Origin of the sequence: Aeromonas sp. QDB68 (assembly GCF_027707405.1) — a bacterium.
Taxonomy (GTDB): Bacteria; Pseudomonadota; Gammaproteobacteria; order Enterobacterales; family Aeromonadaceae; genus Aeromonas; species Aeromonas caviae.
The window spans coordinates 1-26,908 of the sequence record NZ_JAPCIQ010000058.1; the positions used below are offsets into that span (position 1 = coordinate 1).

At 62.8% G+C, this 26,908-nt stretch carries 21 protein-coding genes and 3 pseudogenes; 11 read left to right on the forward strand and 13 right to left on the reverse strand.

The window, feature by feature from the left end; all coding sequences use genetic code 11:
- Nucleotides 1–165: pseudogene (locus tag PG892_RS15275) on the forward strand (IS1595 family transposase); the annotation flags it as partial.
- A 4-nt stretch (nucleotides 166–169) separates the two neighbouring features.
- On the opposite strand, the pseudogene PG892_RS15280 reads toward PG892_RS15275, so the two are convergent.
- Nucleotides 170–883, reverse strand: a pseudogene (locus tag PG892_RS15280) (IS110 family transposase); the annotation flags it as partial.
- Nucleotides 884–969: 86 nt separating this feature from the next.
- On the opposite strand from PG892_RS15280, the pseudogene PG892_RS15285 reads away from it, so the two are divergent.
- Nucleotides 970–1,608 (forward strand): annotated as a pseudogene (locus PG892_RS15285) (IS5 family transposase); the annotation flags it as partial.
- Nucleotides 1,609–1,865: 257 nt separating this feature from the next.
- On the opposite strand, the gene PG892_RS15290 reads toward PG892_RS15285, so the two are convergent.
- The 5 genes from PG892_RS15290 to PG892_RS15310 all read right to left on the reverse strand — a co-directional run bounded on the left by PG892_RS15290 (nucleotide 1,866) and on the right by PG892_RS15310 (nucleotide 10,764).
- Nucleotides 1,866–3,236 (reverse strand): tyrosine-type recombinase/integrase, encoded by a 1,371-nt coding sequence (locus tag PG892_RS15290; protein WP_042863034.1) that lies wholly within the window; start codon nucleotides 3,234–3,236, stop codon nucleotides 1,866–1,868.
- A 446-nt stretch (nucleotides 3,237–3,682) separates the two neighbouring features.
- Nucleotides 3,683–4,678, reverse strand: coding sequence for a sulfate ABC transporter substrate-binding protein (locus PG892_RS15295; protein WP_183149706.1), 996 nt, complete (start codon nucleotides 4,676–4,678; stop codon nucleotides 3,683–3,685).
- 329 nt (nucleotides 4,679–5,007) lie between these two features.
- Nucleotides 5,008–6,423 carry an efflux transporter outer membrane subunit gene (locus tag PG892_RS15300; RefSeq protein ID WP_052815708.1) on the reverse strand — a complete coding sequence of 472 codons (1,416 nt, stop codon included), beginning with the start codon at nucleotides 6,421–6,423 and terminating at the stop codon, nucleotides 5,008–5,010.
- Nucleotides 6,416–9,565, reverse strand: a complete 3,150-nt coding sequence (locus tag PG892_RS15305; RefSeq protein ID WP_041213203.1) for an efflux RND transporter permease subunit — start codon at nucleotides 9,563–9,565, stop codon at nucleotides 6,416–6,418. The genes PG892_RS15300 and PG892_RS15305 overlap by 8 nt, the downstream gene beginning before the upstream one ends.
- A 17-nt stretch (nucleotides 9,566–9,582) precedes the next feature.
- Nucleotides 9,583–10,764, reverse strand: coding sequence for an efflux RND transporter periplasmic adaptor subunit (locus tag PG892_RS15310; RefSeq protein WP_041214838.1), 1,182 nt, complete (start codon nucleotides 10,762–10,764; stop codon nucleotides 9,583–9,585).
- A gap of 154 nt (nucleotides 10,765–10,918) precedes the next feature.
- Here PG892_RS15310 and PG892_RS15315 point away from each other — a divergent pair, with 154 nt between their 5' ends.
- The 3 genes from PG892_RS15315 (at nucleotide 10,919) to PG892_RS15325 (ending at nucleotide 13,552) form a co-directional block, all read left to right on the forward strand.
- The gene (locus PG892_RS15315; protein WP_010673709.1) at nucleotides 10,919–11,554 is read left to right on the forward strand and encodes a TetR family transcriptional regulator; all 636 of its coding nucleotides are present in this window, start codon (nucleotides 10,919–10,921) and stop codon (nucleotides 11,552–11,554) included.
- A gap of 90 nt (nucleotides 11,555–11,644) precedes the next feature.
- The gene (locus PG892_RS15320; RefSeq protein WP_223954481.1) at nucleotides 11,645–12,208 is read left to right on the forward strand and encodes a class I SAM-dependent methyltransferase; all 564 of its coding nucleotides are present in this window, start codon (nucleotides 11,645–11,647) and stop codon (nucleotides 12,206–12,208) included.
- A gap of 168 nt (nucleotides 12,209–12,376) precedes the next feature.
- A complete protein-coding gene (locus tag PG892_RS15325; RefSeq protein WP_042014198.1) occupies nucleotides 12,377–13,552 on the forward strand; it encodes a dicarboxylate/amino acid:cation symporter in 1,176 nt (391 codons plus the stop codon).
- Nucleotides 13,553–13,615: 63 nt separating this feature from the next.
- Here PG892_RS15325 and tesB read toward each other — a convergent pair whose 3' ends face one another.
- The 7 genes from tesB to rnm all read right to left on the reverse strand — a co-directional run bounded on the left by tesB (nucleotide 13,616) and on the right by rnm (nucleotide 19,396).
- Nucleotides 13,616–14,479 (reverse strand): acyl-CoA thioesterase II, encoded by an 864-nt coding sequence (gene tesB / locus PG892_RS15330; protein ID WP_041214836.1) that lies wholly within the window; start codon nucleotides 14,477–14,479, stop codon nucleotides 13,616–13,618.
- Nucleotides 14,480–14,660: 181 nt separating this feature from the next.
- Nucleotides 14,661–15,032 carry an endonuclease domain-containing protein gene (locus PG892_RS15335; protein WP_045524070.1) on the reverse strand — a complete coding sequence of 124 codons (372 nt, stop codon included), beginning with the start codon at nucleotides 15,030–15,032 and terminating at the stop codon, nucleotides 14,661–14,663.
- 213 nt (nucleotides 15,033–15,245) lie between these two features.
- Nucleotides 15,246–16,169 carry a 23S rRNA pseudouridine(2605) synthase RluB gene (gene rluB / locus PG892_RS15340; protein WP_223916951.1) on the reverse strand — a complete coding sequence of 308 codons (924 nt, stop codon included), beginning with the start codon at nucleotides 16,167–16,169 and terminating at the stop codon, nucleotides 15,246–15,248.
- A complete protein-coding gene (gene scpB, locus PG892_RS15345) occupies nucleotides 16,162–16,854 on the reverse strand; it encodes an SMC-Scp complex subunit ScpB (RefSeq protein WP_124813305.1) in 693 nt (230 codons plus the stop codon). Before scpB ends, rluB begins: the two co-directional genes overlap by 8 nt.
- A gap of 41 nt (nucleotides 16,855–16,895) precedes the next feature.
- Nucleotides 16,896–17,777: a segregation and condensation protein A gene (locus PG892_RS15350; protein ID WP_010673703.1), complete on the reverse strand. Its 882-nt coding sequence runs from the start codon at nucleotides 17,775–17,777 to the stop codon at nucleotides 16,896–16,898.
- Nucleotides 17,770–18,390 (reverse strand): L-threonylcarbamoyladenylate synthase, encoded by a 621-nt coding sequence (locus tag PG892_RS15355; protein ID WP_010673702.1) that lies wholly within the window; start codon nucleotides 18,388–18,390, stop codon nucleotides 17,770–17,772. The genes PG892_RS15350 and PG892_RS15355 overlap by 8 nt, the downstream gene beginning before the upstream one ends.
- Nucleotides 18,391–18,514: 124 nt before the next feature.
- Complete coding sequence (gene rnm / locus PG892_RS15360) at nucleotides 18,515–19,396, reverse strand: RNase RNM (protein WP_039039192.1); 882 nt, start codon at nucleotides 19,394–19,396, stop codon at nucleotides 18,515–18,517.
- Nucleotides 19,397–19,820: 424 nt separating this feature from the next.
- On the opposite strand from rnm, the gene PG892_RS15365 reads away from it, so the two are divergent.
- The 6 genes from PG892_RS15365 (at nucleotide 19,821) to trpA (ending at nucleotide 26,638) form a co-directional block, all read left to right on the forward strand.
- A complete protein-coding gene (locus PG892_RS15365; protein WP_223930562.1) occupies nucleotides 19,821–21,455 on the forward strand; it encodes an anthranilate synthase component 1 in 1,635 nt (544 codons plus the stop codon).
- Complete coding sequence (locus PG892_RS15370; protein ID WP_124813307.1) at nucleotides 21,448–22,047, forward strand: aminodeoxychorismate/anthranilate synthase component II; 600 nt, start codon at nucleotides 21,448–21,450, stop codon at nucleotides 22,045–22,047. Before PG892_RS15365 ends, PG892_RS15370 begins: the two co-directional genes overlap by 8 nt.
- A 10-nt stretch (nucleotides 22,048–22,057) precedes the next feature.
- Complete coding sequence (trpD, locus tag PG892_RS15375; RefSeq protein ID WP_124813309.1) at nucleotides 22,058–23,071, forward strand: anthranilate phosphoribosyltransferase; 1,014 nt, start codon at nucleotides 22,058–22,060, stop codon at nucleotides 23,069–23,071.
- Nucleotides 23,071–24,576: a bifunctional indole-3-glycerol-phosphate synthase TrpC/phosphoribosylanthranilate isomerase TrpF gene (gene trpCF, locus PG892_RS15380; protein ID WP_148091007.1), complete on the forward strand. Its 1,506-nt coding sequence runs from the start codon at nucleotides 23,071–23,073 to the stop codon at nucleotides 24,574–24,576. Before trpD ends, trpCF begins: the two co-directional genes overlap by 1 nt.
- A gap of 65 nt (nucleotides 24,577–24,641) precedes the next feature.
- Entirely contained in the window at nucleotides 24,642–25,835 is a 1,194-nt protein-coding gene (gene trpB, locus PG892_RS15385) for a tryptophan synthase subunit beta (protein WP_041213214.1), read from the forward strand.
- Entirely contained in the window at nucleotides 25,832–26,638 is an 807-nt protein-coding gene (gene trpA / locus PG892_RS15390; protein WP_124813311.1) for a tryptophan synthase subunit alpha, read from the forward strand. The genes trpB and trpA overlap by 4 nt, the downstream gene beginning before the upstream one ends.
- The last annotated feature ends 270 nt before the right edge of the window (nucleotides 26,639–26,908 follow it).

Sequence of the window (26,908 nt, forward strand, 5' to 3'; positions counted from 1 at the left end):
CATAAGCTCGGAGCGAAGCATTTACCAAGGCATCTTGCTGAATACTGCTTCCGGTTTAATCATCGTTTTGACCTCAATAGCATGTTGGTAGAATTGGGGCATGCAGTCGTGGCAAGCCCTCCGATGCCATATCGACTCTTGAAGCTGGCTGAGGGTCATGGGTAATCAGGAAACTTTTTGCGTCTCCGACGGAGGCGATCAAGGCACTCGCGGTGAGCGGGCCGATCCCCGGGATCTGCGCCAGCTTCTTGCTGGCGACGTTCTCACGATGCCAGCTCTGGAGTTGGACCTCTAGTTCCTGAACCTGCCGGTCGAGCGCCTTGAGATGCTCCCCCAGGCGCTCGAGCAATTGCCGAAACGTCCCTGGCAACCCGTTCTCGTACTCCTCTAGGATCTCGGGCAGATGCTTGCCAATGTGGGCAATGCCTTTAGGGATGATGATCCCGTGTTCTGCCAGCAGACCACGTAGCTGGTTGGCCTGTGCGGTCCTCGCCTTAACAAAGCCTTGTCGGGCGCGGTGCAGCGCTAGGACGGCTAACTGCTCACTACTCTTCATTGGCACAAACCGCATGTTCGGCCGGCTCACCGCTTCGCAGATCGCCTCAGCATCCGCCGCATCGTTCTTGTTGGTCTTCACGTAGGGTTTAACAAACTGCGGGGCCATCAGTTTAACGGTATGTCCTAGCCCTTGCAGTTTTCTGGCCCAATAGTGGGCGCTGCTACAGGCTTCCATGCCAACCAGACAGGGTGGCAGATTGGCAAAAAAGCTGATCATTTGTGCCCGCTTGAGCTGCTTGTTAAACAGGCACTTACCGTGTTCGTTCACACCGTGTATCTGGAAAATCGCTTTCGCCAAATCGATCCCGATAGTTTTAACGTTCATGTTGATCGCTCCGCTCACATTGATGAATGTATCGTCCCACACGTTGGCACAGGTGCTGCCAGTTTAGGAGGGGCGACCATCCCATTAGCTGTATCAGCAAGCGCGCCAAGACGGTCGAAATCAAGTACCGCCTATCGAGCCATGGCCCAGTGGCTCACCTGGTCATCGATGCCACCGGACTCAAGGTCTATGGCGAAGGCGAATGGAAAATTCGCAAGCACGGCAAGGAGAAACGCCGCGTCTGGCGCAAGCTTCACCTGGCCGTAGATGCGGCGACCCATGCCATCGTTGCAGCCGAAGTCAGCCTGGAAACGGTGGGCGATAACGAGGTGTTGCCCACGCTGCTCAACCCCTTGCGCCGCAAGATAGAACAAGTCAGCGCAGATGGTGCCTATGACACCAGAGCCTGCTATACCCTACTGCAAAAGAAGGGCATCAAGGCCACCATACCGCCGAGAAAGAATGCGGCATTCTGGAAGAAAGGCTATCCACGCAACGAGGCGGTTGCCGCGCTCAAGGCAGGAGAGCTGGAGCAATGGAAAAAGGACTCTGGCTATCATCAGCGCTCGATAGCTGAGACCGCCATGTATCGCTTCAAGCAGCTCATCGGTCCGAAACTGAGTCTGCGGAGCTACAACGCCCAGGTGGGTGAGATCCTGGCTGGGGTAAAAGTCATGAACAAGGTCATAGGGCTTGGTATGCCCATTCGGCAGGCCGTCAACTAAGCCCGCCCGGCGGGTTGGGGAGCGAGTATCCGACTTTGGATTTGATCAACAAGGCCCCATCAGACGAGGGACCTGGTTCGCAGGGGGAGCCATATGCACCAACTGCTCGCCTCGATAGATACCTACACCACCGCTACGCCAGTGACCCGCATCATCACAGAGTCCACGCATCAGGAGTCCATGAGCACCAAGTAAATCATCAGCTGAAGCTGGATCCCAATCAGAAATTGCCTCATAGGTAGCAAGCACAATGAGATTCATTTGATGAACCATTGCCGTTTACCAAAGCAACCTTGAATCACGTTACCCACGACCTCGGTTTGAACGACCGACTCTGGCCGCGCGATATGTTGGTGAACATACTCCCCCCAACGCAAAAACAGCGCTCGTAACTTCTCTGGATTACGCAGCGCCCCAGCCTGATAGGTACGTAACAGCTTGTCGCTGATTTGATGGTTGAGCATGTGCTCGATCTCTAGCGGCCCAGCACCCAGTTCGATACCACAGCAGTTAGCAACGCTGCGGCGAAGGTCATGCACACTGAAGGATTCAAATTCACCCATCTTGCGCTTTTGTAACCGATCAAGCGCACGCATCAACGCATCGCCAGTGATGGCGTGACCGAGCTTTGTGTTCGATTCGAAGACATAGGGGCTGACTAGCGAACAAACCATTCTTTGCTCTTCAATGATGGTCTGAGCCAATGGTGACAGCGTGACAACATGGGGACGCCCGCTCTTGGTTTCGGGGATCGTCCAGCGATCGCCATCCAGATGCGCCCATTGCATCGATATCACTTCACCGCGCCTAACGGCAGTCAGGATAATCATCTTGATAGCATTGGCAACACTACCAGAAAGCACCGTGCTGGCGGCAATACCGCGTCCTCCGCTCGCCAGAGCACCACCGCCTGTCACGCCCTCCTCCAGAGCCAACCACAGGGCTCGTAGCTCTCCAACTGGCAGCCAGCGCTCTCGTGGCGGATTAGGGGTTGCATTATAAATTTTGGGCTTAAGCGCCAGCGTTGGGCTTATCTCCACCAACTGCCGCCGCATGGCCTCCTCCATCACCTGGTTCATGATCCCCATCGCTTTACGCAAACCTTCGAGACTCACTCTCTGGAGTTTCTGGTAATGACGATGTAAGACAGCCATGGAGATATCGCAGACACGCTGTTTACCAAGGTCTTTTTCCAAATGAACTTGGTAGATACGACGATAATCGGATGCCGTTCTCGGACTGATCTCGGTCTGGACGCCATTGCGGCGTTTGACCGTGGATTTGTGAGTTAGCCATTGTTTGAACAACTCATCCAACGTGAGCATTTGCTCGTTCTTCTTTTTGGCATCTGCCACTACCTGGCGAGGGTCGATGCCCTGTTTGACCAGAAGCGAAGCTTGAGCGTGTGCCTCTCTGGCTTGCGCTAATCCCATCGATGGGTAACTACCGAGGGTCATTTTGTGCTGCTTCTGTGCAATGTAGAAGCGATACAACCAGCTTTTTGACGCAGCTCCGGCTCTCGCCTCCAAACTGAGCCCCTTATTGCCACCGCTGGAGACCGTCATCACCACCCTTTGCTTTCCTTCGGAAGGGGTCAGGGCACTACACTCTCTATCAGTCTTGATCATGCCATTCTCGCGTACTTGCTCGCGTACTTAAAAAGCATTGTATAGAGGTAGACACCATTGGACAACGCTGGATGCAGAAAACAAATAAAGCACGAAATATCAAATACTTAACAAAACACTCTTGGACTTTATTCGACAGTATTGGACGCCAGATTATGGACTTCGTAATGCGAAGGTCGTAGGTTCGACTCCTATTACCGGCACCAGACAGACGAAGGGTTGGCCTCAGTGCGAGGCCAACCCTTCGTGCTGTTTGTCCCGGGTCTCTGGCCAAGACGCCGGTGTGACTGCGCCAGAACACCCTCCCCCTCCAGGACACCGCCATCCGCGACGGTCCTGTTCATCTTTCAGAGCCTGACACACCAACCTGGCCCCACCGACAGAGAGGGCTGCCAGGCAGCCACGTCTCGGCTGCACCTGGGCGAGCATCGTTATCCCGGGGCGCCTCAGCGCTGGGCATAGATCTGGTCGAACACCCCGCCCTCCTTGAAGTGAGTGCGCTGAATCACAGGCCACGCGCCGAAGGTCTTCACCACGTCGAGGAAGGTGGCGTTCGGGAAACGGTCTGCAAACTCGGCGAGGATCGCCGGGTTGCGCGGGCGTAGATAGTTGCTGGCAGCAATGCGTTGGCCTTCGTCAGACCAGAGATAGGCCAGATAGGCTTCGGCCTCCTTGCGGGTACCCTGCTTGTCGACCACCTTGTCCACCACTGACACCGGCAGTTCGGCCACGGCAGTGACGCTCGGATAGACCACCTCGAAGCTGCCACGGCCGAACTCCCGGGCAATCATCTCGGCTTCGTTTTCGAACGTGACAAGCACGTCCCCTATGCGGTTCTGGATGAAGGTGGTGGTGGCGGCGCGGCCGCCGGTGTCGAGCACGGGAACCTGCTTGAACAGCTTGCCGACAAATGCCCTGGCCGCATCTTCATCGCCCCCCTGCTCCAGCACATACCCCCAGGCAGACAGATAGGTGTAGCGGCCGTTCCCCGAGGTCTTGGGGTTGGGCACGATGACCTGTACCCCCTCCTTGAGCAGATCAGGCCAATCCTTCAACCCCTTGGGGTTGCCCTTTCGCACGATGAACACGGTGGCCGAGGTGAAGGGGGCGCTGTGATCCGGCAGGCGATCCGCCCACCCCTTGGGCACCAGGCCCCCATGCTCGGCGAGGGCGTTGATGTCGGTGGCCATGTTCATGGTGATGACATCGGCGGGCAGGCCGTCGATAACAGCGCGCGCCTGCTTGCTCGATCCGCCGTGGGACATGTTGATCTGCAGTGGCTCCCCGCCTTCGGCCTGCCAGTGCTTCAGGAAGGCTCCGTTGTACTCCTTGTAAAAATCGCGCATCACGTCATAGGAGGCGTTGAGCAGGGTGGCCGCCTGGGCCAGCGGGGCGAGAGCCAGTCCTGCAACAATCAGGGTGGCGGGCACGAGTCGTTTCATTTCACATCCTTGGAATGAGGGGCGAGTGACTGACTATAAGAGTCAACTATTTATTCTTTGAAAGAATAATTACGGCACAGCTTATGCGATAAATGGCATCTCCTGGATCCGGCGCAACGGATGACGGCGATGAGGTAGTCACCTCCAGGCGGGCCATGATGGCTGCCGAGGACGGCGCCCATGAGCGTGGGGCACCTCCTGCCCGCTCCCTGCCCCGGGCAGGGAGCGCCGTTGTCATCTGCCTCGATGTGGCTTCTCGACATGACAGATAAAAAACGGGGCGAACCTAGTGGTTCACCCCTGATGCTTTTTACGTCAACCCCGAGGGGTCAACCCTGTTTGTCTGATGCCAGCTCTGCGTCCTTCGGCGCCTGCCAGCCGCCACCGACGGCCTTGTAGAGGGCGACCTGGTTACTCAGCTGGGCGAGCCGGGTGCTGATGAGCCCCTGCTTGGCGCTGAACAGGGAGCGCTGGGCATCGAGGCGGGTCAGGTAGCTGTCCACCCCTTGCTCGTAACGCACCTCCGCCAGCCTGAAGTAGGTCTGGTTGGCATCCACCAGCGCCTGTTGCGCCTGCAGCTGCTGCGCGTAGTCAGCCTGGGCACCGAGGGTATCCGCGACCTCCTTGAAGGCGGTCTGGATGCTCTTCTCGTAGCTCGCCACCGCCTGTCTGGTCCCCACCTCGGCCACGTCCAGATCCGCAACGCGCTTGCCGCCATCGAAGATGGGCAGATTGATCTGGGGCATGAAGGTCCAGGTGCCGGTGCCGCCGTCAAACAGACCGCTCAGCTGGTTGCTGGCGGTGCCCGCCGTCGCGGTGAGCGAGATGGTCGGGAAGAAGGCGGCGCGGGCCGCCCCTATGTTGGCGTTGGCCGCCTTCAGGTTGTGCTCCGCCGCCAGGATGTCCGGGCGTTGCTGCAACAGGCTGGAGGGAGCCCCCACCGGGATCGGCGCCAGTTTCACCTCGGCCAGGGTAGCCGGTTGTGCCGCCAGCACCGGGATATCGGTGCCAAGCAGCAGGGCCAGACCGTTTCTGTCCTGCTTCACCAGACGCTGGTATTGCGCCTGGCTGACCTTGGCGTTTTCCAGTGCCGTGCGCCCCTGGGCCAGCTCCATCTCGGAGGCGGCGCCCAGGCGGTATTTGTGCTCGGTCAGGGCATAGCTCTCCTGCTCGGTGGCGAGGGTCGCCTGGCTCAGGGCCAGCAACTCCTGATCCGCCAGCAGGGTGAAGTAGGCATTGGCCACCGAGGCCACCAGGGCGATCTGGGTGCTGCGCTGGGTCTCGATTTGCGCCAGATAGGTCTCAAGGGCCTGATCTTTCAGGCTCTGGATCCGGCCAAACAGATCCAGCTCATAGGCGGTGATGCCGATGTTGGCGCCATACTGGCTGCTGATGGTGCCCTGCCCAGTACTACTGAGATCGTCGGATCCCTGCTGGCGGGTACCGCTGCCACTGGCGGCCAGGGTCGGCAACTGGGCCGCCCGCTGGATACGGTATTTCGCCTCGTAGGCCTCGACGTTGAGGGCTGCCAGGCGCAGATCCCGGTTGCTCTCAAGGGCGGTGCCGATCAGCGTCTGCAGGGCCGGGTCCTGGAACTGCTGGCGCCAGGGGGCAAGTTCCCCCTTGGCGGCCAGGTCAGCTTGCCAGGAGGCGCCTTGGGGCAGCTCGGGGCGCTGGTAGTCGGGGGCCATGGAGCAGCCCCCCATCATCAGGGTCACGCCCAGGGCGATCAGGGTCTTAGTCATGGTTGATCTCCTTGGTGTGGACACTCTCTTCCCCGGCATGCTTGCGTTCGGTGAAATAGCGCATCACCAGCACGAAGAAGAGCGGCACGAAGAAGATGGCGAGCACGGTGGCACTGATCATCCCTCCCATCACGCCGGTCCCGATGGCGTTTCGGCTGCTGGCGCCCGCCCCGGTGCTGATCACCAGGGGCAGTACCCCCAGGATGAAGGCGAGCGAGGTCATCAGGATGGGGCGCAGGCGCTGACGCGAGGCCTCCACCACCGCATCCCCGAGCCTCATCCCCTTGTCGTGCAGCTCCTTGGCGAACTCGACGATGAGGATGGCGTTCTTGGCCGACAGCCCGATCGTGGTGAGCAGGCCTACCTGGAAGTAGACGTCATTCTCAAGCCCGCGCAGGGTCGCGGCCAAAATGGCCCCCAGCACCCCGAGCGGCACCACCAGCATGACCGAGAACGGAATGCTCCAGCTCTCGTAGAGGGCCGCCAGACAGAGGAAGACCACCAGGAGCGAGATGGCGTACAGGGCCGGCGCCTGGGAGCCTGCCTGACGCTCCTGGAAGGAGAGGCCGGTCCACTCGATGCCGATCCCTTCCGGCAACTGCTTGACCATCTCCTCGATGGCCGCCATGGCATCACCCGTACTCTTGCCCGGGGCCGCCTCACCGACGATCTCCATGGCGGAGACACCGTTGTAGCGCTCAAGACGGGGCGAGCCGAAGCTCCACTCCGTGCTGGCAAAGGCGGAGAAGGGCACCATCTGGCCCGCGCTGTTGCGCACGTACCACAGCTTCAGATCTTCCGGGTTCATCCGGAAAGGGGCATCCGCCTGCAGATAGACCTTCTTGACCCGGCCTCTGTCGACAAAGTCGTTCACATAAGAGGAGCCCCAGGCCGCCGACAGGGTGTTGTTGATGTCGGTGATGGAGAGCCCCTGGGCCAGCGCCTTCTCGTAATCGATCTTGATGTCGAGCTGGGGCGTGTCTTCCATCCCGTTCGGGCGTACCCGCACCAGGTTGGGATCCTGCGCCGCCATGCCGAGCAACTGGTTGCGCGCCTGCATCAGCTTCTCGTGACCCAGACCGCCGCGGTCTTGCAGGAAGAAGTCGAAGCCGGTGGCCGTGCCGAGTTCCGGAATGGGGGGCAGGTTGAAGGCGAAGACCTGGGCTTCCTTGATGCTGAACAGGAACCCCATGGCGCGGCCGATGATGGCATTGGCGCTGCGCTCTTCCCCCTTGCGCTCACTCCAGTCCTTGAGCTTGATGAAGGCCATGCCGCTGTTCTGACCGCTACCGGCGAAACTGAAGCCCGCCACCGTCAGCACGGAGTCCACGTTCTCCTTCTCGTTCTCGAGGAAGTAGTCGCGCATCTCCCCGAGCACCACCTCGGTCCGCTCCTTGGTTGCCCCCACCGGGAGCTGCACCATGGACATGATGACCCCCTGATCCTCTTCCGGCAGGAAGGAGGTGGGCATGCGCATGAAGAGCACCGCCAGCACCGCCAGCATGGCCAGATAGATGATGCCGTAGCGGGTGCCCTGCTTGATCACCTTGCGCACGCCGTTCTGGTAACGGTTGGCGTTGGTGTCGAAGAAGCGGTTGAACCAGCCGAAGAAGCCGCGCTGGGCGCCGAATTCACCGTGCTTCATGGGTTTGAGCAGGGTGGCGCACAGGGCCGGGGTCAGGATCAGGGCCACCAGCACAGAGAGCACCATGGCCGAGACGATGGTGAGGGAGAACTGGCGATAGATGGCACCGGTAGAGCCACCGAAGAAGGCCATGGGCACGAACACCGCCGACAGCACTAGGGCGATGCCCACCAGGGCGCCGGTGATCTGGGTCATGGACTTGCGGGTCGCCTCGAGGGGGGAGAGATCCTCCTCGCTCATCAGACGCTCCACGTTCTCCACCACCACGATGGCGTCATCCACCAAGAGGCCGATGGCGAGCACCAGACCGAACATGGTCAGGGTGTTGATGGAGAAGCCGAAGGCCGCCATCACCCCGAAGGTGCCGAGCAGGACCACGGGCACCGCGATGGTCGGAATCAGGGTTGCCCGGAAGTTCTGCAAGAACAGATACATGACGCAGAACACCAGGAAGATCGCCTCGATCAGGGTCTGCACCACCTCCTCGATGGAGATCTTCACGAACGGCGTGGTGTCGTAGGGATAAACGATCTCCATGTTGGCCGGGAAGTACTCGGAGAGTTCACCCAGCTTGGTCCGCACGTGCTCGGCGGTGTCCAGGGCGTTGGCACCGGTCGCCAGCTTGATGGCGACGGCGGCGGTGGCCTGGCCGTTGTAGAGCGCGGTCGCGTCGTAGTTTTCACCGGCAAGTTCGACCCGGGCCACGTCCTTGAGCTGGACCTTGGAGCCGTCCTGGTTCACCCGCAGCAGGATGTTGTTGAACTCCTCCACGGTGGAGAGCCGGGTCTGGCCCATGATGGTGGCGGTAAATTGCTGATCGCTCACCGCAGGGGTCCCCCCCAGCTTGCCGAAGGCAACCTGGGCGTTCTGGGCCTTGATGGCGGCCTGAATGTCGGCCGGGGTCATCTGCACCCGGTTGAGCTTGTGGGGATCGAGCCAGACGCGCATGGAGTACTGGCTGCCGAACAAGGTGATGTCACCGACCCCGTCCAGACGGCTCAGGGGCTCCTTGATGTTGGCTACCACATAGTCCGCCAGGTCATCGTTGGTCATGGCGCCATCGGTGGAGATGAAGGCGGCCACCATCAGGAAGCTGCTGGAGGTCTTCTGTACCCGCACGCCCTGTTGCTGCACCTCTTGGGGCAGGAGCGACATGGCCTGTTGCAGCTTGTTTTGCACCTGCACCTGGGCGATGTCGGGATCCGTGCCCGGCTTGAAGGTGAGGGTCACGCTGACGTTCCCTGACGAGTCGGATTGCGCCGACATATAGAGCAGGTGATCCAGCCCGGTCATGTTCTGCTCGATGATCTGGGTCACCGAGTCTTCCACCGTCTTGGCGGAGGCCCCCGGGTAGCTGGCGGAGATGCCAACCGCCGGCGGGGCGATGGTCGGGTACTGGGCCACCGGCAGGCCGATGATGGCCATGGCCCCAGCCAGCATGATCACCAGGGCGATCACCCAGGCGAAAATGGGTCTATCTATGAAAAAACGTGCCATGAGGCGACTACTCCATCCTACTGCTTGGTTGCCGGGGTCTGTTGTGCGCTGTTGCCGGCACGTTCAGTGGGCGCCACCACGACCCCGGGTTTGACTTTCTGCAGACCGGCGACGATCACCTTCTCGCCAGCCTTGAGACCGGACTCCACCACCCAGCTGTCGCCGGACATGCGGCCGACCTGCACTTCACGCAGTTCCACCTTGTTGTCCGCCGTCACCACCATGACGGTGGCACCGCCCTTGGGGGTACGGGTCACGGCAGTCTGGGGCACCAGCAGGCCTTGCGGGCGCTCGCCCTCCTGCAAGGTGGCGCGCATGAACATGCCGGGCAGCAGCAGTTGATCCGGGTTGGGCACGATCACCCGCAGGGTCACCATGCCGGTCGCCTCGTCCACGGTCACATCGGAGAACTGGAGGGTACCTTTCTCGCCATACTGGCTGCCATCTTCCAGCTGGAAGCTGACACCGGCCCCGTCCTTCTCCCCCTGGGTCAGCTTGCCCTCGGCCACCAGGCGCTTGAGGCGCAGCAGGTCGGCGGTGGACTGGCGCACGTCCACGTACATGGGATCGAGCTGGGAGATGGAGGTGAGGCTGTCCGCCTGCTGGGCGGTGACCAGGGCTCCCTCGGTCACCGCAGACTTGCCGATGCGGCCGCTGATGGGGGCCGTGATGCGGGTGTAGGCCAGGTTGATGTTGGCGGTCTGCAATGCGGCCTTGGCGGCCCCGATCTCGGCCAGCTGCTGTTTCCAGGCCGCGTCGGCGTCGTCATACTCCTGGCTGCTGATGGCTTTCACCTTCACCAGCTCGGCGTAGCGCTGGGCCTTGAGGCGGGCGCTGCGCTCGTTGGCCTCGGCCTTGGCGAGGTTGGCCTTGGCGGAAGCCACTTCGGCCTGATAGACGGCGGGATCAATCTGATAGAGCAGTTGACCGGCCTTGACGTCGCTCCCCTCGGTGAACAGGCGCTTGAGGATGATGCCGTTCACCTGGGGACGCACCTCGGCCACCCGCAGGGGGGCGGTGCGGCCGGTGAGCTCGGACAACAGTTGCAGGGGGGCCGTATGGAGGGTGACCACGTCCACGGCGGCGGGAGGCATCTCCCCCATGGCCTGCTGGGCCCCGTCCTTGTCACCACAGCCAGCCAGCAGGCCGCTTGCCAGCAAGGCAAGGCCGACCGAACGTGCGAGAATATGTTTATGCATCAAGTCTCTGAACCTCTGTTTCAATCAAAAAGAAGTGACAAAACCACAGGGTTTATAAGGCCCCTGTTGGTAAAACGGCGAAGATGAGGCAATATACATACATTCATGAATGTATGTAAGAAACTTTTTTCACTTTTAAACAGGACCGGAGTCAATGGCCAGACGCACCAAAGAAGAGGCGCAGCAAACCCGCTGCAACATCATGAGCACGGCCCTGGATCTCTTCTGCCAACAGGGGCTGGCACGCACCAGCCTGACCGATATCGCCAAGGCGACGGACCTCACCCGGGGCGCCATCTACTGGCACTTCAAGAATAAAGAAGAGCTGTTCGTCACCCTGTGGGAGGAGCTGTGTGCCCCCCTCTCCCACCAGCTCGATGCCTGCGTCGACGAGGCGGAGCCGGATCCCCTGGGCAAGCTGCGCAGCTTTCTCAAGGAGGTGATGCTCAAGATCAGCACCGAGCCCGCCCACCAGCAGATGTTCACCATCATGTTCAATCTGGAGTCCATGGAGGGAGAGGCCGCCGTCATGCGCGAGCACATGCACCTGCAATCCATGAATTTCTTCCGGGATCTGGAGATCACCCTGGCCAATGCCGTGCGTCGTGGCCAACTGCCCGAGGGGCTGGATCTGCGCCGCGCCGCCACCCTGCTCCACTGCACCCTGGACGGCTACATCATCAACTGGCTGCACTTCCCGGATCGCATCGATCTGATTGAGGAGTCGGACTTCCTCCTCGATACCCTGTTCACCCTCATCGCGAGCCCCACCCTTCGCCGCCACCCCTGAGTCGGCAAGACGCGCCGCCCCCGCCAATGCTCAACAGCCGGGGGCAAACCTGCTAGAGTAACGCCCCCCACCACGATGAGCCCGACACCCTTGCCACACGCCCCCGCGCCGGCGCACGACGCCGCCCCTCGCCCCGCCCTCGTGGCAGGCGCCCATGCCCCCTTCCTGGCCCTGCTGGGCAACGGCCGTCATCTGCTGGAGGCCGGTTGCGGGGCAGGAGAGGATCTGCGCCTCTTTCGCCAGCAAGGCCTCACCGTGACCGCCTTCGATGCGAGCCGGGCGCAGGCCGCTGCCGCCTCGCGCCTGTGCGGTCAGCCGGTGCGAGTCTGCCGCGTCGAGCAGATGCAAAGCGTCGTTCCCTATGACGGCATCTGGGCCAGCGGCTCCCTCCCCTGTCTGCCCGAGCACGAGATAGCCCCGGCGCTCGGTCATCTGGCCACCCTGCTCAAGGCCGGGGGCCCCCTCTACGCCTCCTTCCCCCACGGGAAGGGCGAACCGCTGCCACGGTCGGGGGAATATCCCCTGCAGACCCGGCTCGACGAGGCGGGACTGCGACGCCTGATCGCTCCCCTCCCCTTCACCCTGCACCACGGCTGGGTGGGGGAAGATGAGGTGAACGGCCCCTGGCTGCACGCCTTGCTGGTGCGGCGCTGATCCGCGAAAGCCCCCGGGGACAGTGACACCTCACGGCATTCAGCCCGTTAACAATATTTAACCCTGAGTTAACCACCATAAAGCAGACAAGATGCGGTGTTTGTGTTAAAAAGCGGCATTAAAATCAAAATTAAATAACAAATCAGACACCAACACCTGGATTCCTCCATGAAACTCGTTCTCAATCTGGTTGCCGGTATCCTCGCCGGCCTGCTGCTCGGTCTCTATGCCCCCGAATGGGTCGCCCGCGTGCTGTTCACCGCCAAGACGGTGATAGGCCAGCTCATCACCTTCACCATCCCGCTCATCATCCTCTTCTTCATCATGAGCGGCATCGCCAGCCTGCCGAAGAACTCCGGCAAGCTGCTGGGCAAGACGGTGGGACTCTCCTACTGCTCCACCATACTGGCGGGCCTGTTCGCCTTCACCGTGGCGAGCCACCTGATCCCGCACCTGACCACGGCCGCCGAGCCTACCGCCGAGGCTGCCACCAAGCTCGCTTCCTACATCAACCTCGAGATCCCGCCCCTGTTCGGGGTGATGTCGGCACTGGCCGCCGCCTTCGTGTTCGGCATCGGCATCAGCGCCACCCAGGCCACCGACCTGCGCCGGGTCGCCGATCAGGGCCGTGACATCATCGACCGCCTGCTGGCACGCGTGATCATTCCCCTGCTCCCCTTCTACATCGCCGGCGTCTTCGTCGAGATGACGGTGGAAGGCACCGTCTTCGCCACCCTCAAGACCTTCGGAGTGGTGCTGGTGATGGCCATCGTCATGCACTGGATCTGGCTCTGCGTCCTGTTCGTCGGCACCGGCCTCGCCCAGGGGCGCTCCCCCGTCATGCTCATCAAGAACATGCTGCCCGCCTACTTCACCGCCCTTGGCACCATGTCCAGCGCCGCCACCATTCCGGTGGCCCTGCAAGCCAGCAAGCGCAACGGCGTGAGCGACGGCATCGCCAACTTCACCGTGCCCCTGTGCGCCACCATCCACCTGTGCGGCTCCACCATCACCCTGGTAACCTGCGCCACGGCGGTGATGTTCCTCTCCGAACACCTCGCCATTCCGGGCTACGGCACCATGGTGCCCTTCATCATGATGCTGGGCGTCATCATGATTGCCGCGCCGGGCGCACCGGGTGGCGGTGTCATGTCCGCGCTCGGCCTGCTCACTTCCATGCTCGGCTTCGGTGAGGCCTCCATCGCCCTGATGATCGCCCTCTACCTGGCCCAGGACAGCTTCGGCACCGCCTGCAACGTCACCGGTGACGGCGTCATCGCCCTGTGGGCCGACCGCTTCGCCCGGGGCGAGCCAGCACTCAGCACCGAGCAGGACGCAGCCTGATAGCGCAGACAATAAAAAACGGGAGCCATCGGCTCCCGTTTTTCGTTGGCGCAAGGGGGCGTCTCAGCCCCGGCGGCGGATCACCCCTTCCTGCATGGTGCTCGCCACCAATACCCCATCCCGGGTGAAGAACTGGCCGCGCACCAGACCCCGACCGCCGCTGGCGCTCGGGCTGTCCACCACGTAGAGCAGCCAGTCGTCCAGCCGGAACTCCCGGTGGAACCACATGGAGTGATCGATGGTGGCCACCTGCATGTCCGGCTCCCAGTAGGAGACCCCGTGGGGCTGCAGGGCGGCGAACAGGAAGTGGAAGTCGGAGGCATAGGCCAGCAGGTAGTTGTGGACCCGCTGATCGTCCGGCACCGGGCCATTGGCCTTGAACCAGGTGTAGCGAAGGGGCTCGTGGACATCCGGGCGAATGGGGTCCACCAGGGTCACGGGGCGAATTTCGATGGGCTTCTCGCACAGGATCTTGTCCCGCAGGGCCGCCGGGATCATCTGCTCGTAGGGACGCACCAGCTCCAGCTCGCTCTTGAGCTGCTCGGGAGGCGTGATGCCGCCCGGCATCTTCGCCTGGTGCTCGAAGCCCTCGGCTTCCACCTGGAAGGAGGCGTTGAGGTAGAAGATGGGCTTGCCATTCTGGATGGCCTTGACCCGGCGGGTGGAGACGGTCTGGCCGTCGCGGATGTTCTCCACGTCGTAGACGATGGGCTTATTGGCATCCCCGGGGCGCAGGAAGTAGGAGTGGAAACTGTGGACCTGGCGGTCGCTTGCCACCGTCTGCTTGGCGGCTGACAAGGCCTGCCCCATCACCTGTCCGCCAAACACGGATCGCAACCCGAGATCCTGGCTCTGGCCCCGAAACAGGCCCTCCTCGATCTTTTCGAGCGCCAGCAACGCCAGCAGCTCATCCAGTACCTTGCTCATTGGTTTCTCCTGTCTTTGTGCGCGAAAGGCTAACAAGCCCGTCCCGACAGGGCAACCATCCTGATGCACATCCCCTTCTGCAACCACCTCCCCTTCAAAAAAGGGAAGTGTATGACGCTTTCCAGCCCGTACAGAGGGCACTCTGGCCCCCTCCCCTGGCAAGGGGAGGGCTGGGGTGGGGTCAGACGCGATCAAGCCATGCCCGAATAGAGACAACCACCCCGGGTAGATTTTCCATCACCTCCCTGTTGCTAAATCTCAGTACCGTCAGCGACAGGGCCGCCATGTAGGCATCCCGTCGCTTGTCATGACGCAAACCCCGCATGTCGAAATGGCTGTCGCCATCAACCTCAATGACCAACAACCGCCCGGGGCAGTAAAAATCCGCAATGTATGGGCCTATACCTTGCTGACGGCGAAACTTGACTCCGAGTTGCCCAGCCCGAAGCGTCTGCCACAATCGCCGTTCAGGCTCTGTTGGATTGTTTCGCTGTTCACGCCGTTTATCCAGCGTGGCCTCGCGGTTGAAAACACGAACTGGCTTCTCGTTCATGACAGTATTCCTCCGACTATGACCCCTGTCAGCATAACAACTACTCACCCCCTCCCAGCCTCCCCCTTCAAAAGGGGGAGGAGCTTGTCTGGCCCTTTCTCTCCCCTGTGCGATTCAGTCTCAAGGAGCCCGGCAGGAGCAGAAAACAAAAAAGCCCGCACCTTGGGGTGCGGGCTTGTGGCGTGTCCGGGGCGAGCGGCCCGTGGTGGCGGCTTACTTGCTGCCGGTGCCGGAATTGCGGGTGGAGGAGGCCGGCTTGCGACGGGCGGTGGTGGCACGGGCGCGCGGCTCCTTGCCCTGCATCTCCTTGTGGCGCTTGACGGCGCGACGGATCTGGGCAGCCTGCTTGTGGCGGGTGCTCTTGCCATCCTGCTGCAGATCGACCTTGGACTCGGTCTCGTTCGGCAGGTTGACCAGGCCGCGCAGGTAGTTCACTTCGGGCAGTTTCAGCTCCTGCCAGCCGCCGCGGGGGATGCCGCGATCCAGCTTGACGTCGCCGTAGCGGATACGCATCAGGCGGCTCACCTGCACTTCCTGGGATTCCCACAGGCGGCGCACTTCCCGGTTGCGGCCCTCGGTCAGGGTGACGTTGAACCACTGGTTCAGCCCTTCACCGCCGGCCGGCTTGATCTTGTTGAACTTGGCCATGCCGTCTTCCAGCTGCACGCCCTTGCGCAGGCGCTGCAGCATGGCTTCGGTGATCTCGCCAAAGACGCGCACCGCGTATTCCCGCTCCACTTCGTGGCTCGGGTGCATCAGGCGGTTCGCCAGTTCACCGTCGGTGGTGAACAGCAAGAGACCGGAGGTGTTGACGTCGAGGCGGCCGACCGCAATCCAGCGGGCGCCATCCATCTTGGGCAGACGATCAAACACGGTGGGACGTCCTTCCGGATCGTGGCGGGTGCACATCTCCCCTTCGGGCTTGTGGTAGGCCAGCACGCGGCAGATCACTTCCTCTGCGGCGCGGGTCTTGACCTGGTGGCCATCCACCCGGATCACGGCGTTCACTTCGACGCGATCCCCCAGCGTGGCGACCTTGCCATCCACGCTGACCCGACCTGCGGTGATCAGGGCCTCCATCTCACGACGGGAGCCTTGACCCGCGCGGGCCAATACTTTTTGCAGTTTTTCACTCATCGGGTTTACCTGATTGTTGATCGCTGCCCGCCGACATCGCGGACAACCTTGGCTCTTGTGGGACGGCCCCGTTGGCCTCCCCACCATGTTCATGCTCAGCACGGCCTGCCAGAGGCTGACCGCCACCGCCCTCGCCCGGCATGAGCGACAAGGGGGCCTGCAGCTCGGGATCCAGCTCGGGGAGCTGCTCCAGACTCTGCAGGTTGAAATAGTCCAGAAATTCACGGGTGGTGGCGAGCAGCTCGGGGCGACCCGCCACCTCCTTGTGGCCGATGCTGCGCACCCAGCCACGCTCCTTGAGGGTGTTGACGATCTGGCTCGACACCGCCACCCCGCGGATGGCTTCTATCTCCGCCCGGGTGATGGGCTGACGATAGGCAATCAGCGTCAGCGTCTCCATCACGACGCGGGAATAACGGGGAGCCCGCTCGCTCCACAGGCGCGACAGCTCCTCGGCATACTCCTGGCGGGCCTGGAAACGCCAGCCGGAGGCCACCTCTTTGAGCTCGACCCCCCGCTCGCTGTAATCCTGTCTGAGCTCTGCCAGCAGCAGCTGGACATAGCGGCCGGTGACCGGGTAGTCCGAGAGCACGCTGCCCTTGATTTCGCTCACCGTGAGGGGACGCCCCGCCACGAAGATCGCCGCCTCGATCAGGGTCTTCAATCGTTCAGCAGGCAGCGCCACGGTGGACCTCCCGGGTCCGCGCCCCTGGCGCCGCCCCTCGCTCAGTGTAGATGCTCATGCTCCTCCCCTTTCCCCTGACTGGCCAGGGCAAAATGGATGGGGCCCAGGGGCTCCGCCTGCAAGATCCAGATCAATTGCTCCTTGCACAGCTCCAGCAGGGCCAGGAAGGTCACCAGCACTCCCATGCGCCCCTCCTCGGCCCGCAGCACCTGCTCCAGGCGCAGGGTCTGGCCCAGGGAGAGCATGGCGAGGATCTCCGCCATCCGTACCCGGGTCGGGATCTGCTCGCGGCGGATCTGGTGATGTTCAAAATGAGTCGCGCGTTTTACCACACTTTGCATGTAAAGGGCGAGTTCAACCAGAGAAACATCGGGCGCCAATGGCTTCAAGGCACCAAAATCCGGCGCCATGGCGGCGGCGACGAAGATCTCCCGCTCCACCCTCGGCAGGGCATTGACCCGCTCCGCCCCCAGCTTGTAGCGCTCGTACTCCTGCAGGCGACGAATGAGGGTGACGCGGGGATCTTCCCCCTCCTCCTCGTCTTCCAGCTCCGGGGCCTTGGGCAGCAGCAAGCGGGACTTTATCTCCGCGAGCCAGGCCGCCATCAGCAGGTATTCCGCCGCCAGCTCGAGGTTGAGCCCCTGCATCAGATCCACGTACTCCATGTACTGGGCGGTGATCTGCAGGATGGGCAGGTTGAGGATGTCGAGCTGCTGGCGCCGGATGAGGTAGAGCAAGAGATCGAGCGGCCCCTCGAAGGTGTCGAGAAACACCTCCAGCGCATCGGGGGGGATGAACAAGTCCTGGGGCAGCTCATGGTAGGGCTGCCCCAGCACGGTGGCGATGGGCGGGGGAAGGGAAGCCTCCCCCGTCGTGCCCGCGGGGGTTGTCAGCGCGGGCACGGGGTCGGCAAGATCACTCAAACGGCGTCGGATCCCCGGCACCGCGGCGACGCAGCACGGGCTCGTCGTCGGAGAAGTCCACCACAGTGGTGGGCTGCTCGCCCAGATACCCGCCGTTGACCACCAGATCCAGCTGCTTGCCGAGCTTGTCGGCAATCTCCTCGGGGTCGAACTCCGCCATCTCGGAGCCCGGCAGGATCAGGGTGGTGGAGAGCAGCGGCTCACCGAGGGCCTCGAGCAAGGCCAGCGCGATGTTGTTGGCCGGGACCCGGATGCCGATGGTCTTCTTCTTCTCGTTCATGAGGCGACGCGGCACCTCCTTGGTGGCCTTGAAGATGAAGGTGTAGGGTCCGGGGGTGTTGTTCTTGACCAGCCGGAAGGCGGTGTTGTCCACCTTGGCATAGGTGGAGATCTCCGAGAGATCCCGGCACACCAGGGTGAAGTCGTGGTTCGGCTCGATGCGACGGATGCGGCAGATGCGCTCCAGGGCATCCTTGTTGCCCATCTGGCAGCCCAGGGCGTAGCCGGAGTCGGTGGGATAGACGATGACGCCGCCGTTTTGCAGGATCTGCACCGCCTGGCTGATGAGGCGAACCTGGGGATTGTCGGGATGTACGTAAAAATGCTGACTCATATGCTCTTCTCGCGATAGGGGGCACGCTCGTTGCCCGCTTCATGGTCAAGGGCGCCTTGGCCCATGACACTACCTTAACCTGTTTGACGCAGACTCGCCTGCATCAAAGATGCCGGCCCGGGGGTCAGCGGCTGGCCAGCAGGCCCGCATGCTCCTCGGGGGTGAGCCCGAAATGACCGGGGTGACCGAGCCACAGCGGCATCCCCTCCTTGGGGAGCCAGAGGTGGCGGCCAAGCTCGGTCCAGTTGGAGGGGAAGTGAAAATCGGACCCCACCGAAATATAGAGATCGTGCTCCCTGGCCCACTGGCCGAGATTCGCCCGCTCCTGTGGGCTCTGCTGGGGCAGGGAGACCTCCATGGCATCCCCCCCGACGGCCTTGAAGGCCACCAGCAGCCGCTTGATCCACTTGGCGGTGAGATTGTAGCGGCTCGGGTGGGCCAGCACCGCCAGCCCGCCTGCGGCGTGGATGGCCTCGATGGCCTCCCCCATCCCGGGCCACTCGGCGGGCACATAGCCCTTGTTGCCCCGGCTCAGGTACTTCTTGAACACCTTCTGCATATTGTCGGCCACCCCGCGCGCCACCAGCACCCGGGCAAAGTGGGCCCGGGTCACGGCGGCGTCACCGGCGAGCTGCTTGGCCTCTTCATAGGTGCCCGGGATGAGGCACTTCTCCAGACGACGCCCGATCTCCTCGGCGCGCGCCTCCCGGCGAGCCCGCTGCCCTGCCAGAAAGGCGAGCAACTGGGGATTTTTCTCGTCCACCCCGAGGGCCACGATGTGGATCTCGTGATGCTCCCACCCGGTGGAGATCTCCACCCCGCTCACCAGGCGCAGTGGCAACTGGTCGGCCGAGATGGTCTGGCGCACCTCCTCAAGCCCGTCGAGGGTATCGTGGTCAGTGACCGCTAACACCTCCACCCCTTTTTCGGCGGCGCGGCGCACCAGGTCGGCGGGGCTCAGCACCCCGTCCGAGGCGGTGGTGTGGCAATGAAGATCGAATCTCATCGGCGTGTTTCGCTCTTGTTTGGGACCTGCCTGGAAAAGGCCGGCAAAAAAGCGACTTGACTTGGCCGCGGCTTTATCGTTTTCTGTAGGCACTTCATTGCAAACATCTTTTTACAGGACTCAATCTCATGCAAGCGACTTCCATCCTGACCATCTGGTGGTGGCACACTCCCTGACATGCGGGCGTGTGGTCGTTGCTGTACCTGTAATCTGACAGCAAGTTAAGAACCCAAAGAAAAAGCCCGCTGACCCCAGCGGGCTTTTTTATTATCCGGCAAATGGACCTGTGATGAAACCGACAATTCAGAGAAGCACACTGACATGGCGATGGCGAACTCGCTGACGTGACCCGAACCCGACCCATTTTCAAGAGAGACAGCGCCATGACCATCGGTGACACACAACACATGCAAGGGAAGGCATTATGACAGGCAACAAGACCCGTTTGACCCTGGGCGAATTCGATACCATCCGGCTCAATGCCCCCTATGTGACAGACCCCCTGGCACTCTATACCCGACTCTGCCAGGACAGACCCAACAACCTGCTGCTCGAATCGGTGGAGATCGACTCCAAGGCCGGCACCCAGAGCCTGCTGCTGGTGGACGCCTGCCTGCGCATCGAGTGCCGCGGCCGCACCGTGCAGGTGCGCCCCCTCGGCGACAACGGCGCCGCCCTGCTGAGCCTGCTGGAGCAGCGCCTGCCCGCCGTCATCACCCAGACCCGGGTGGCGGACGAGCTGCACCTCGACTTCCCGGCGTCCGATCGGGAGCTTGACGAAGACAGCCGCCTCAAGGGCAGCAGCGTGCTGGACGTGCTGCGCACCCTGCAGCGGGAGCTGCAATGCCCGCAGGGCAAAGAGGCCCTCTTCATGGCGGGCAGCTTCGCCTACGACCTCATCGCCTCCTTTGAAGACTTGCCCGAGGTGCCAGAGGGGAGCAACGACTGCCCTGACTACTGCTTCTATGTGGCCGAGACCCTGATCACCATCGACCACATCAAGCAGAGCACCCAGTTGGTGGCCTGCCTGTTCGGCGGCGAAGAGGATGAGCAGCTGGACGCGCGCTACGCCCGCCTGACCGCTCGCCTCGAGTCCTTCAAGCAGGCCTGTCAGCAGCCGCTGCCTGCGCCGCAGGGCTCGGCGCCGCTGACCGGCGTCCTGGCCGTCGACAAGGGGGACAAGCAGTTCTGCGCCGAGGTCGAGAAGCTCAAGGGCTTCATCCGCCGTGGTGACATCTTCCAGGTGGTGCCGTCCCGCAGCTTCTCCCTCCCCTGCCCGGATCCCGTCGCCGCCTATCGCCGCCTCAAGCAGACCAACCCCAGCCCCTACATGTTCTACGTGCAGGACGAGGGCTTCACCCTGTTTGGCGCCTCCCCCGAGAGCGCGGTCAAGTTCTGCGCCAACAGCCGCCAGGTGGAGATGTACCCCATCGCCGGCACCCGCCGCCGTGGCCTCAACCCGGACGGCAGCATCAACCTGGATCTGGACGGCCGCATCGAGCTGGAGCTGCGCCAGGACGAGAAAGAGGTGGCCGAGCACCTGATGCTGGTGGATCTGGGTCGCAACGACATCGCCCGCATCTCCGCCCCCGGTACCCGCTACGTCAAGGATCTGCTGAAAGTGGATCGCTACAGCCACGTCATGCACCTGGTCTCCCGGGTGGTGGGCACCCTTCGCGCCGACCTTGACGCCCTGCACGCCTACCAGGCCTGCATGAACATGGGCACCCTGACCGGTGCCCCCAAGCTGCGCGCCAGCGAGCTTATCCGCATGGTGGAAGGCAAGCGTCGCGGCAGCTACGGCGGCGCCGTGGGTTACCTGAACGGCGCGGGGGAGATGGACACCTGCATCGTCATCCGCTCCGCCTTCGTGAAAGAGGGGGTAGCCCATGTCCAGGCCGGCGCCGGGGTGGTCTATGACTCCAAACCCCAGGCCGAGGCGGACGAGACCCGTGCCAAGGCGGCGGCCGTGCTGGCCGCCATCGCTGCCAGCCATGGCACCTCCCTGCAGGCCCTCAGCGCCCAGCAGGAACAACACAAGGACGTGAGCCATGACTAACATCTTCCTGCTCGACAACTTCGACTCGTTTACCTACAACCTCGTCGACCAGTTCCGCACCCTGGGCTACCCGGTGCGCATCTACCGCAACAGCCTGCCTGCGAGCCGCATCATGCAGGAGATCGACGCCTGCGAAGGGGACGCCGTCCTGGTGCTCTCCCCGGGGCCGGGCGCCCCCCATGAGGCGGGCTGCCTCATCGACCTCATCAAACTGGCCCGGGGCCGGGTGCCCATCCTCGGCATCTGCCTCGGTCATCAGGCCCTGTGCGAAGCCTACGGCGGCACCGTCGGGGCGGCGGGGGAAATCGTCCACGGCAAGCGCTCGCTGATTGAGCACAACGGCCATGGTGCCTTCGCGGGGCTGCCGAGCCCCTTGCCGGTGGCCCGCTACCACTCCCTGGCGGCCACCTATGTGCCACAAGAGTTGCAGGTGATTGCCCACTATCAGGGCATGCCCATGGCCATCGAGCAGCGTGACGAGCGGGTGCTGGGCTTCCAGTTCCACCCGGAATCCATCATGACCAGCGAAGGGGCCCGCCTGCTCACCCAGGCCCTCGCCCATGTCACCCGTCCAGAAAGCCACGTGCGGTAAGGAAGAGACCATGCATCAACATCTCAACACCCTCTATCAGGGTCAGTCTCTCACCCGCGACGCCGCCCGCGACGCCTTCGGCCAGGTGGTTCGTGGTGAAGTGGATCCCATCGTGCTCGCGAGCCTTTTGACCGCCCTCAAGATCAAGGGGGAGACCCCGGAGGAGATCGCCGGCGCCGCCGAGGCGCTCTTGGCCGAAGCCCGCGACTTCCCGCGCCCGGACTATGCCTTCTGCGACATCGTCGGCACCGGAGGGGACGGCCTCAACACCATCAACGTCTCCACCACCTCGGCCCTGGTGGCCGCCGCCTGCGGCCTGAAAGTGGCCAAGCACGGCAACCGCTCGGTCTCGAGCAAGTCGGGGTCGAGCGATCTGCTCGATAAAATGGGCATCAAGCTCGACATGAGCCCGGCCCAGGCCCGCCGCTGCCTGGACGATCTTGGGGTCTGCTTCCTGTTCGCCCCCCAGTACCACGCCGGGGTGCGCCATGCCATGCCGGTGCGCCAGGCCCTCAAGACCCGCACCCTGTTCAACGTGCTGGGGCCGCTCATCAATCCCGCTCGCCCCAGCTTCCAGCTGATGGGGGTCTATGCCCCCGAGCTGGTGCGCCCCATCGCCGAAACCCTGCTGGCACTCGGCCTGAAAACCGGTATGGTGGTGCACGGCGCGGGCCTCGACGAGATTGCCATCCACGGCCCGACCCAGGTGGCGGAGATCCGCGACGGCGAAATTCGCGAGTACTTGCTCACCCCGGCGGACTTTGGCCTCGACACCTACCCGGTCAGCGCCATCCAGGGCGGTGAGCCCGAGGAGAACCGCGCCATCACCGCCGCCATCCTGGAAGGGCGCGGCAGCCCGGCCCACAACGCCGCCATCGCCGCCAACGTGGCGCCGCTCCTGGTGATGGCAGGTAAGGCCCCGGACTTTAGGCAGGCCGCCGCCCGGGTGCTGGCGGTGCTGGCAAGCGGCCAGGCCGCCCTCCTCGCCCGGGATCTCGCCACCCTGAGCCATCAGGAGGCATGATGTCAGCCACCACCACAGCGTGCCCCAGGGGCACTCACCCAGAACGCCCGACGGGCAACAGCCAGCTTCGCAAGGATAACGAGATGTCAGATGTCATTGCTCCCCACGCCTTTCTGAACATGGCCTCCATCAGCCAGACCATTCTCGGCAAGATCGTGGCGGCCAAGCAGGAGTGGGTCGCCGCCCGCAAGGAGAGCCAGCCCCTGGCGAGCTTCCAGGACGCGATGACCCCAAGCGATCGGGACTTCGAGGGGGACCTGCGCAAAGGCTCCACCCGCTTCATTCTGGAGTGCAAGAAGGCCTCCCCCTCCAAGGGCTTGATCCGCAACGACTTCAGCCCGGAGGCCATCGCCGACATCTATGGCCACTACGCCACCGCCATCTCGGTGCTGACGGACGAGAAGTTCTTCCAGGGGGATTTCGCCTTCCTGCCCCGGGTACGGGGCCGCGTCCAGCAGCCGGTCCTCTGCAAGGACTTCATGATTGACCCCTATCAGGTCTATCTGGCCCGCCACTATCAGGCGGACGCCATCCTCTTGATGCTCTCCGTGCTCACCGACGAGGGGTATCGCGCCCTGTTCAAAGTGGCGAAAGAATTGGGCCTGGGGGTGCTCACCGAGGTGAGCAACGAGGAGGAGCTGACCCGCGCCATCGACCTCGGCGCCCCGGTGATTGGCATCAACAACCGGGATCTGCGGGATTTGAGCGTCGATCTTGCCCGCACCCGGCAACTGGCGGCCAGGATCCCGGGGGATCGGGTGGTGATCAGCGAATCCGGCATCAACCACCGCGCCCAGGTGGCGGCCCTGCGCCACCACGCCAAGGGCTTCCTGGTGGGATCTTCCCTCATGGCGGAGCCGGATCTGGAGGCCGCGGTGCGCAAGCTCGTGCTCGGCCAGAACAAGGTGTGCGGCCTGACCCGTCCCGAGGACGCCGCCGCCGCCCATCAGGCGGGGGCTGTGTTCGGCGGCCTCATCTTTGTGGCGAAAAGCCCGCGCTACGTGGACATTCCCGCCGCCCGCGCCGTGATGGCGGGTGCGCCGCTCTCTTACGTCGGGGTGTTTCGCAATGCCCAGCCCGCCACCATCGCCAAGACGGTGGATGCGCTGGGGCTCGCCGCCGTGCAACTGCACGGGGATGAAGATGCCGCCTATGTCGAGACCCTGCGCCCCCTGCTGCCGGCAGGCTGCCAGATCTGGAAAGCGGTTGGAGTCACAAGTGGCGAGCCCCTGCCCACCCTCGACTACCCGGCGGATCGCCTGCTGCTGGATACGAAAGTCGGCAGCCAGAGCGGCGGCACCGGTCAGGCGTTCGACTGGACTCTGCTGGCCGGGCTCGACAAGAGCAAACTGATGCTGGCGGGGGGCCTCAACCCCGACAACGCCCTCGAGGCCGCGCAAGTGGGCTGCCTCGGCCTTGATTTCAACTCCGGGGTGGAGAGTGCCCCGGGCAGGAAGGATGCCCACAAGCTGGCGGCCGCCTTTGGCGCCCTGTGCCAACTGTGAGCGCCCCCGTGACTCATTCAACGAATTAATGAACTGCGTTTGCCCATAAGCACAAGGAATAATGTATGACCCTGCTCAATCCGTTTTTCGGTGAATTTGGTGGTATGTATGTGCCCCAGATCCTCATCCCCGCCCTGCTCCAGCTGGAGAAGGCCTTTGTCGATGCCAAGGATGATCCGGCTTTCGTCGCCGAGTTTCAGGCGCTCCTGACCGAGTACGCCGGTCGCCCGACACCGCTCACCCTCACCCGCAATTTGACCAAGGGCACCAAGACCCGCCTCTACCTCAAGCGTGAAGATCTGCTGCACGGCGGCGCCCACAAGACCAACCAGGTGCTGGGTCAGGCCCTGCTTGCCAAGCGCATGGGCAAGCACGAGATCATCGCCGAGACCGGCGCCGGTCAGCACGGCGTCGCCACAGCCCTGGCTTGTGCCCTGCTCGGCCTCAAGTGCCGGGTCTATATGGGCGCCAAGGATTGCGAGCGCCAGAAGCCCAACGTATTTCGCATGAAGCTGATGGGCGCCACCGTCATCCCGGTGCACTCCGGCTCCAGCACCCTCAAAGATGCCTGCAACGAGGCACTGCGCGACTGGGCTGCCAACTATGAAACCGCCCACTACCTGCTCGGTACCGCCGCCGGCCCCCACCCCTTCCCCACTATCGTGCGGGAGTTCCAGAAGATGATCGGGGAAGAGGCCAAGGCCCAGTGCTTCGAGAAGGAGGAGCGCCTGCCGGATGCGGTGATCGCCTGCGTCGGCGGCGGCTCGAATGCCATCGGCATGTTTGCGGACTTTATCGACAACCCTGAAGTGCGCCTTATCGGGGTCGAACCCGGTGGTCACGGCATCGAGAGCGGCGAGCACGGCGCGCCGCTGGGTCACGGCAGCAAGGGGGTCTTCTTTGGCATGCACTCCTTCCTGATGCAGGACAACCAGGGCCAGATCCAGGAGTCCTACTCCGTCTCGGCGGGGCTGGACTTCCCCTCCGTCGGCCCCCAGCACGCCCACCTGGCCGCCATCGGCCGCGCCGAGTACCCCTCGGTGACCGACAAGGAGGCGCTGGACGCCTTCCAGGAGCTGGCCAAATCCGAAGGGATCATCCCGGCGCTGGAGTCCTCTCACGCCCTGGCTCATGCCCTCAAGATGGCCCGCAGTGAACCGGAAAAAGAGCAGGTGCTCATCGTCAACCTCTCCGGCCGTGGCGACAAAGACATCTTCACCGTTGCCGACATCTTTGAAAAAGAAGGAACCTTGTCATGAACCGTTACGCTCAACTCTTCTCCCGTCTGGACAAGGCCAATCAGGGCGCCTTCGTGCCCTTCGTGATGCTGGGTGACCCCACCCCCGAACTGTCCCTGGCCATCGTCGATGCCCTGGTCCAAGGGGGCGCCGACGCCCTCGAGCTCGGTATTCCCTTCTCCGATCCGGTGGCGGACGGCCCCACCATTCAGGGTGCCGCCCTGCGTGCCTTTGCCAGCCACACCACCCCGGACGACTGCTTCGGCCTGCTCGCCCGCATCCGCGCCAAGTACCCGCAGCTCCCCATTGGCCTCCTGGTCTACGCGAACCTGGTCTATGTGCGCCACATCGACGGCTTCTACGAGAAGTGCCAGCAGGCGGGGGTGGATTCGGTGCTGGTGGCCGACGTGCCGGTGCAGATGTGCGCCCCCTACAAGGCGGCGGCCGACAAGTTCGGCATCGACAGCATCTTTATCGCCCCGCCCAATGGCGATGCCGAGACGCTCAAGGCTGTTGCCGAGCTCGGCTCCGGTTACACCTATCTGGTGAGCCGCGCCGGCGTGACCGGTGCCGAGACCAAGGCCGGCATGCCGGTGGAGGGGCTCATCAACACCCTGCGCGAGTTCAACGCCCCCCCCGCCCTGCTCGGCTTTGGCATCAGCGAACCGGCCCAGGTACGTGAAGCGATCAAGGCTGGCGCCGCCGGTGCCATCTCCGGCTCCGCCGTGGTGAAGATCATCGAGACCCACCACCAGAACCCGGAGCACATGCTCACCCGCCTCAAGGAGTTTGTGGAAGGGATGAAGGCGGCGACTAATCGATAAGGTTAGGAATAGGGTCAGCTGTCTGTGGACCTGATATGCCAATTCGCATAACCACGTAAAAGGGAGCCTGACAGGCTCCCTTTTCTATTTCCTTGTTCTGTCGCCAACGAGTGCTACTGCTCCTGGAGATTTGCAGCTACTTCAGGACTCAGTCTCTCCATGGCCCAACCATGTCCTCGGTAATAATCCAGCACCTGATTACCCATGATTAGCAGTCAGTTACCACGAACTATACTGATCTTACGTACAGTTATCGAGGTGCGAGATCAT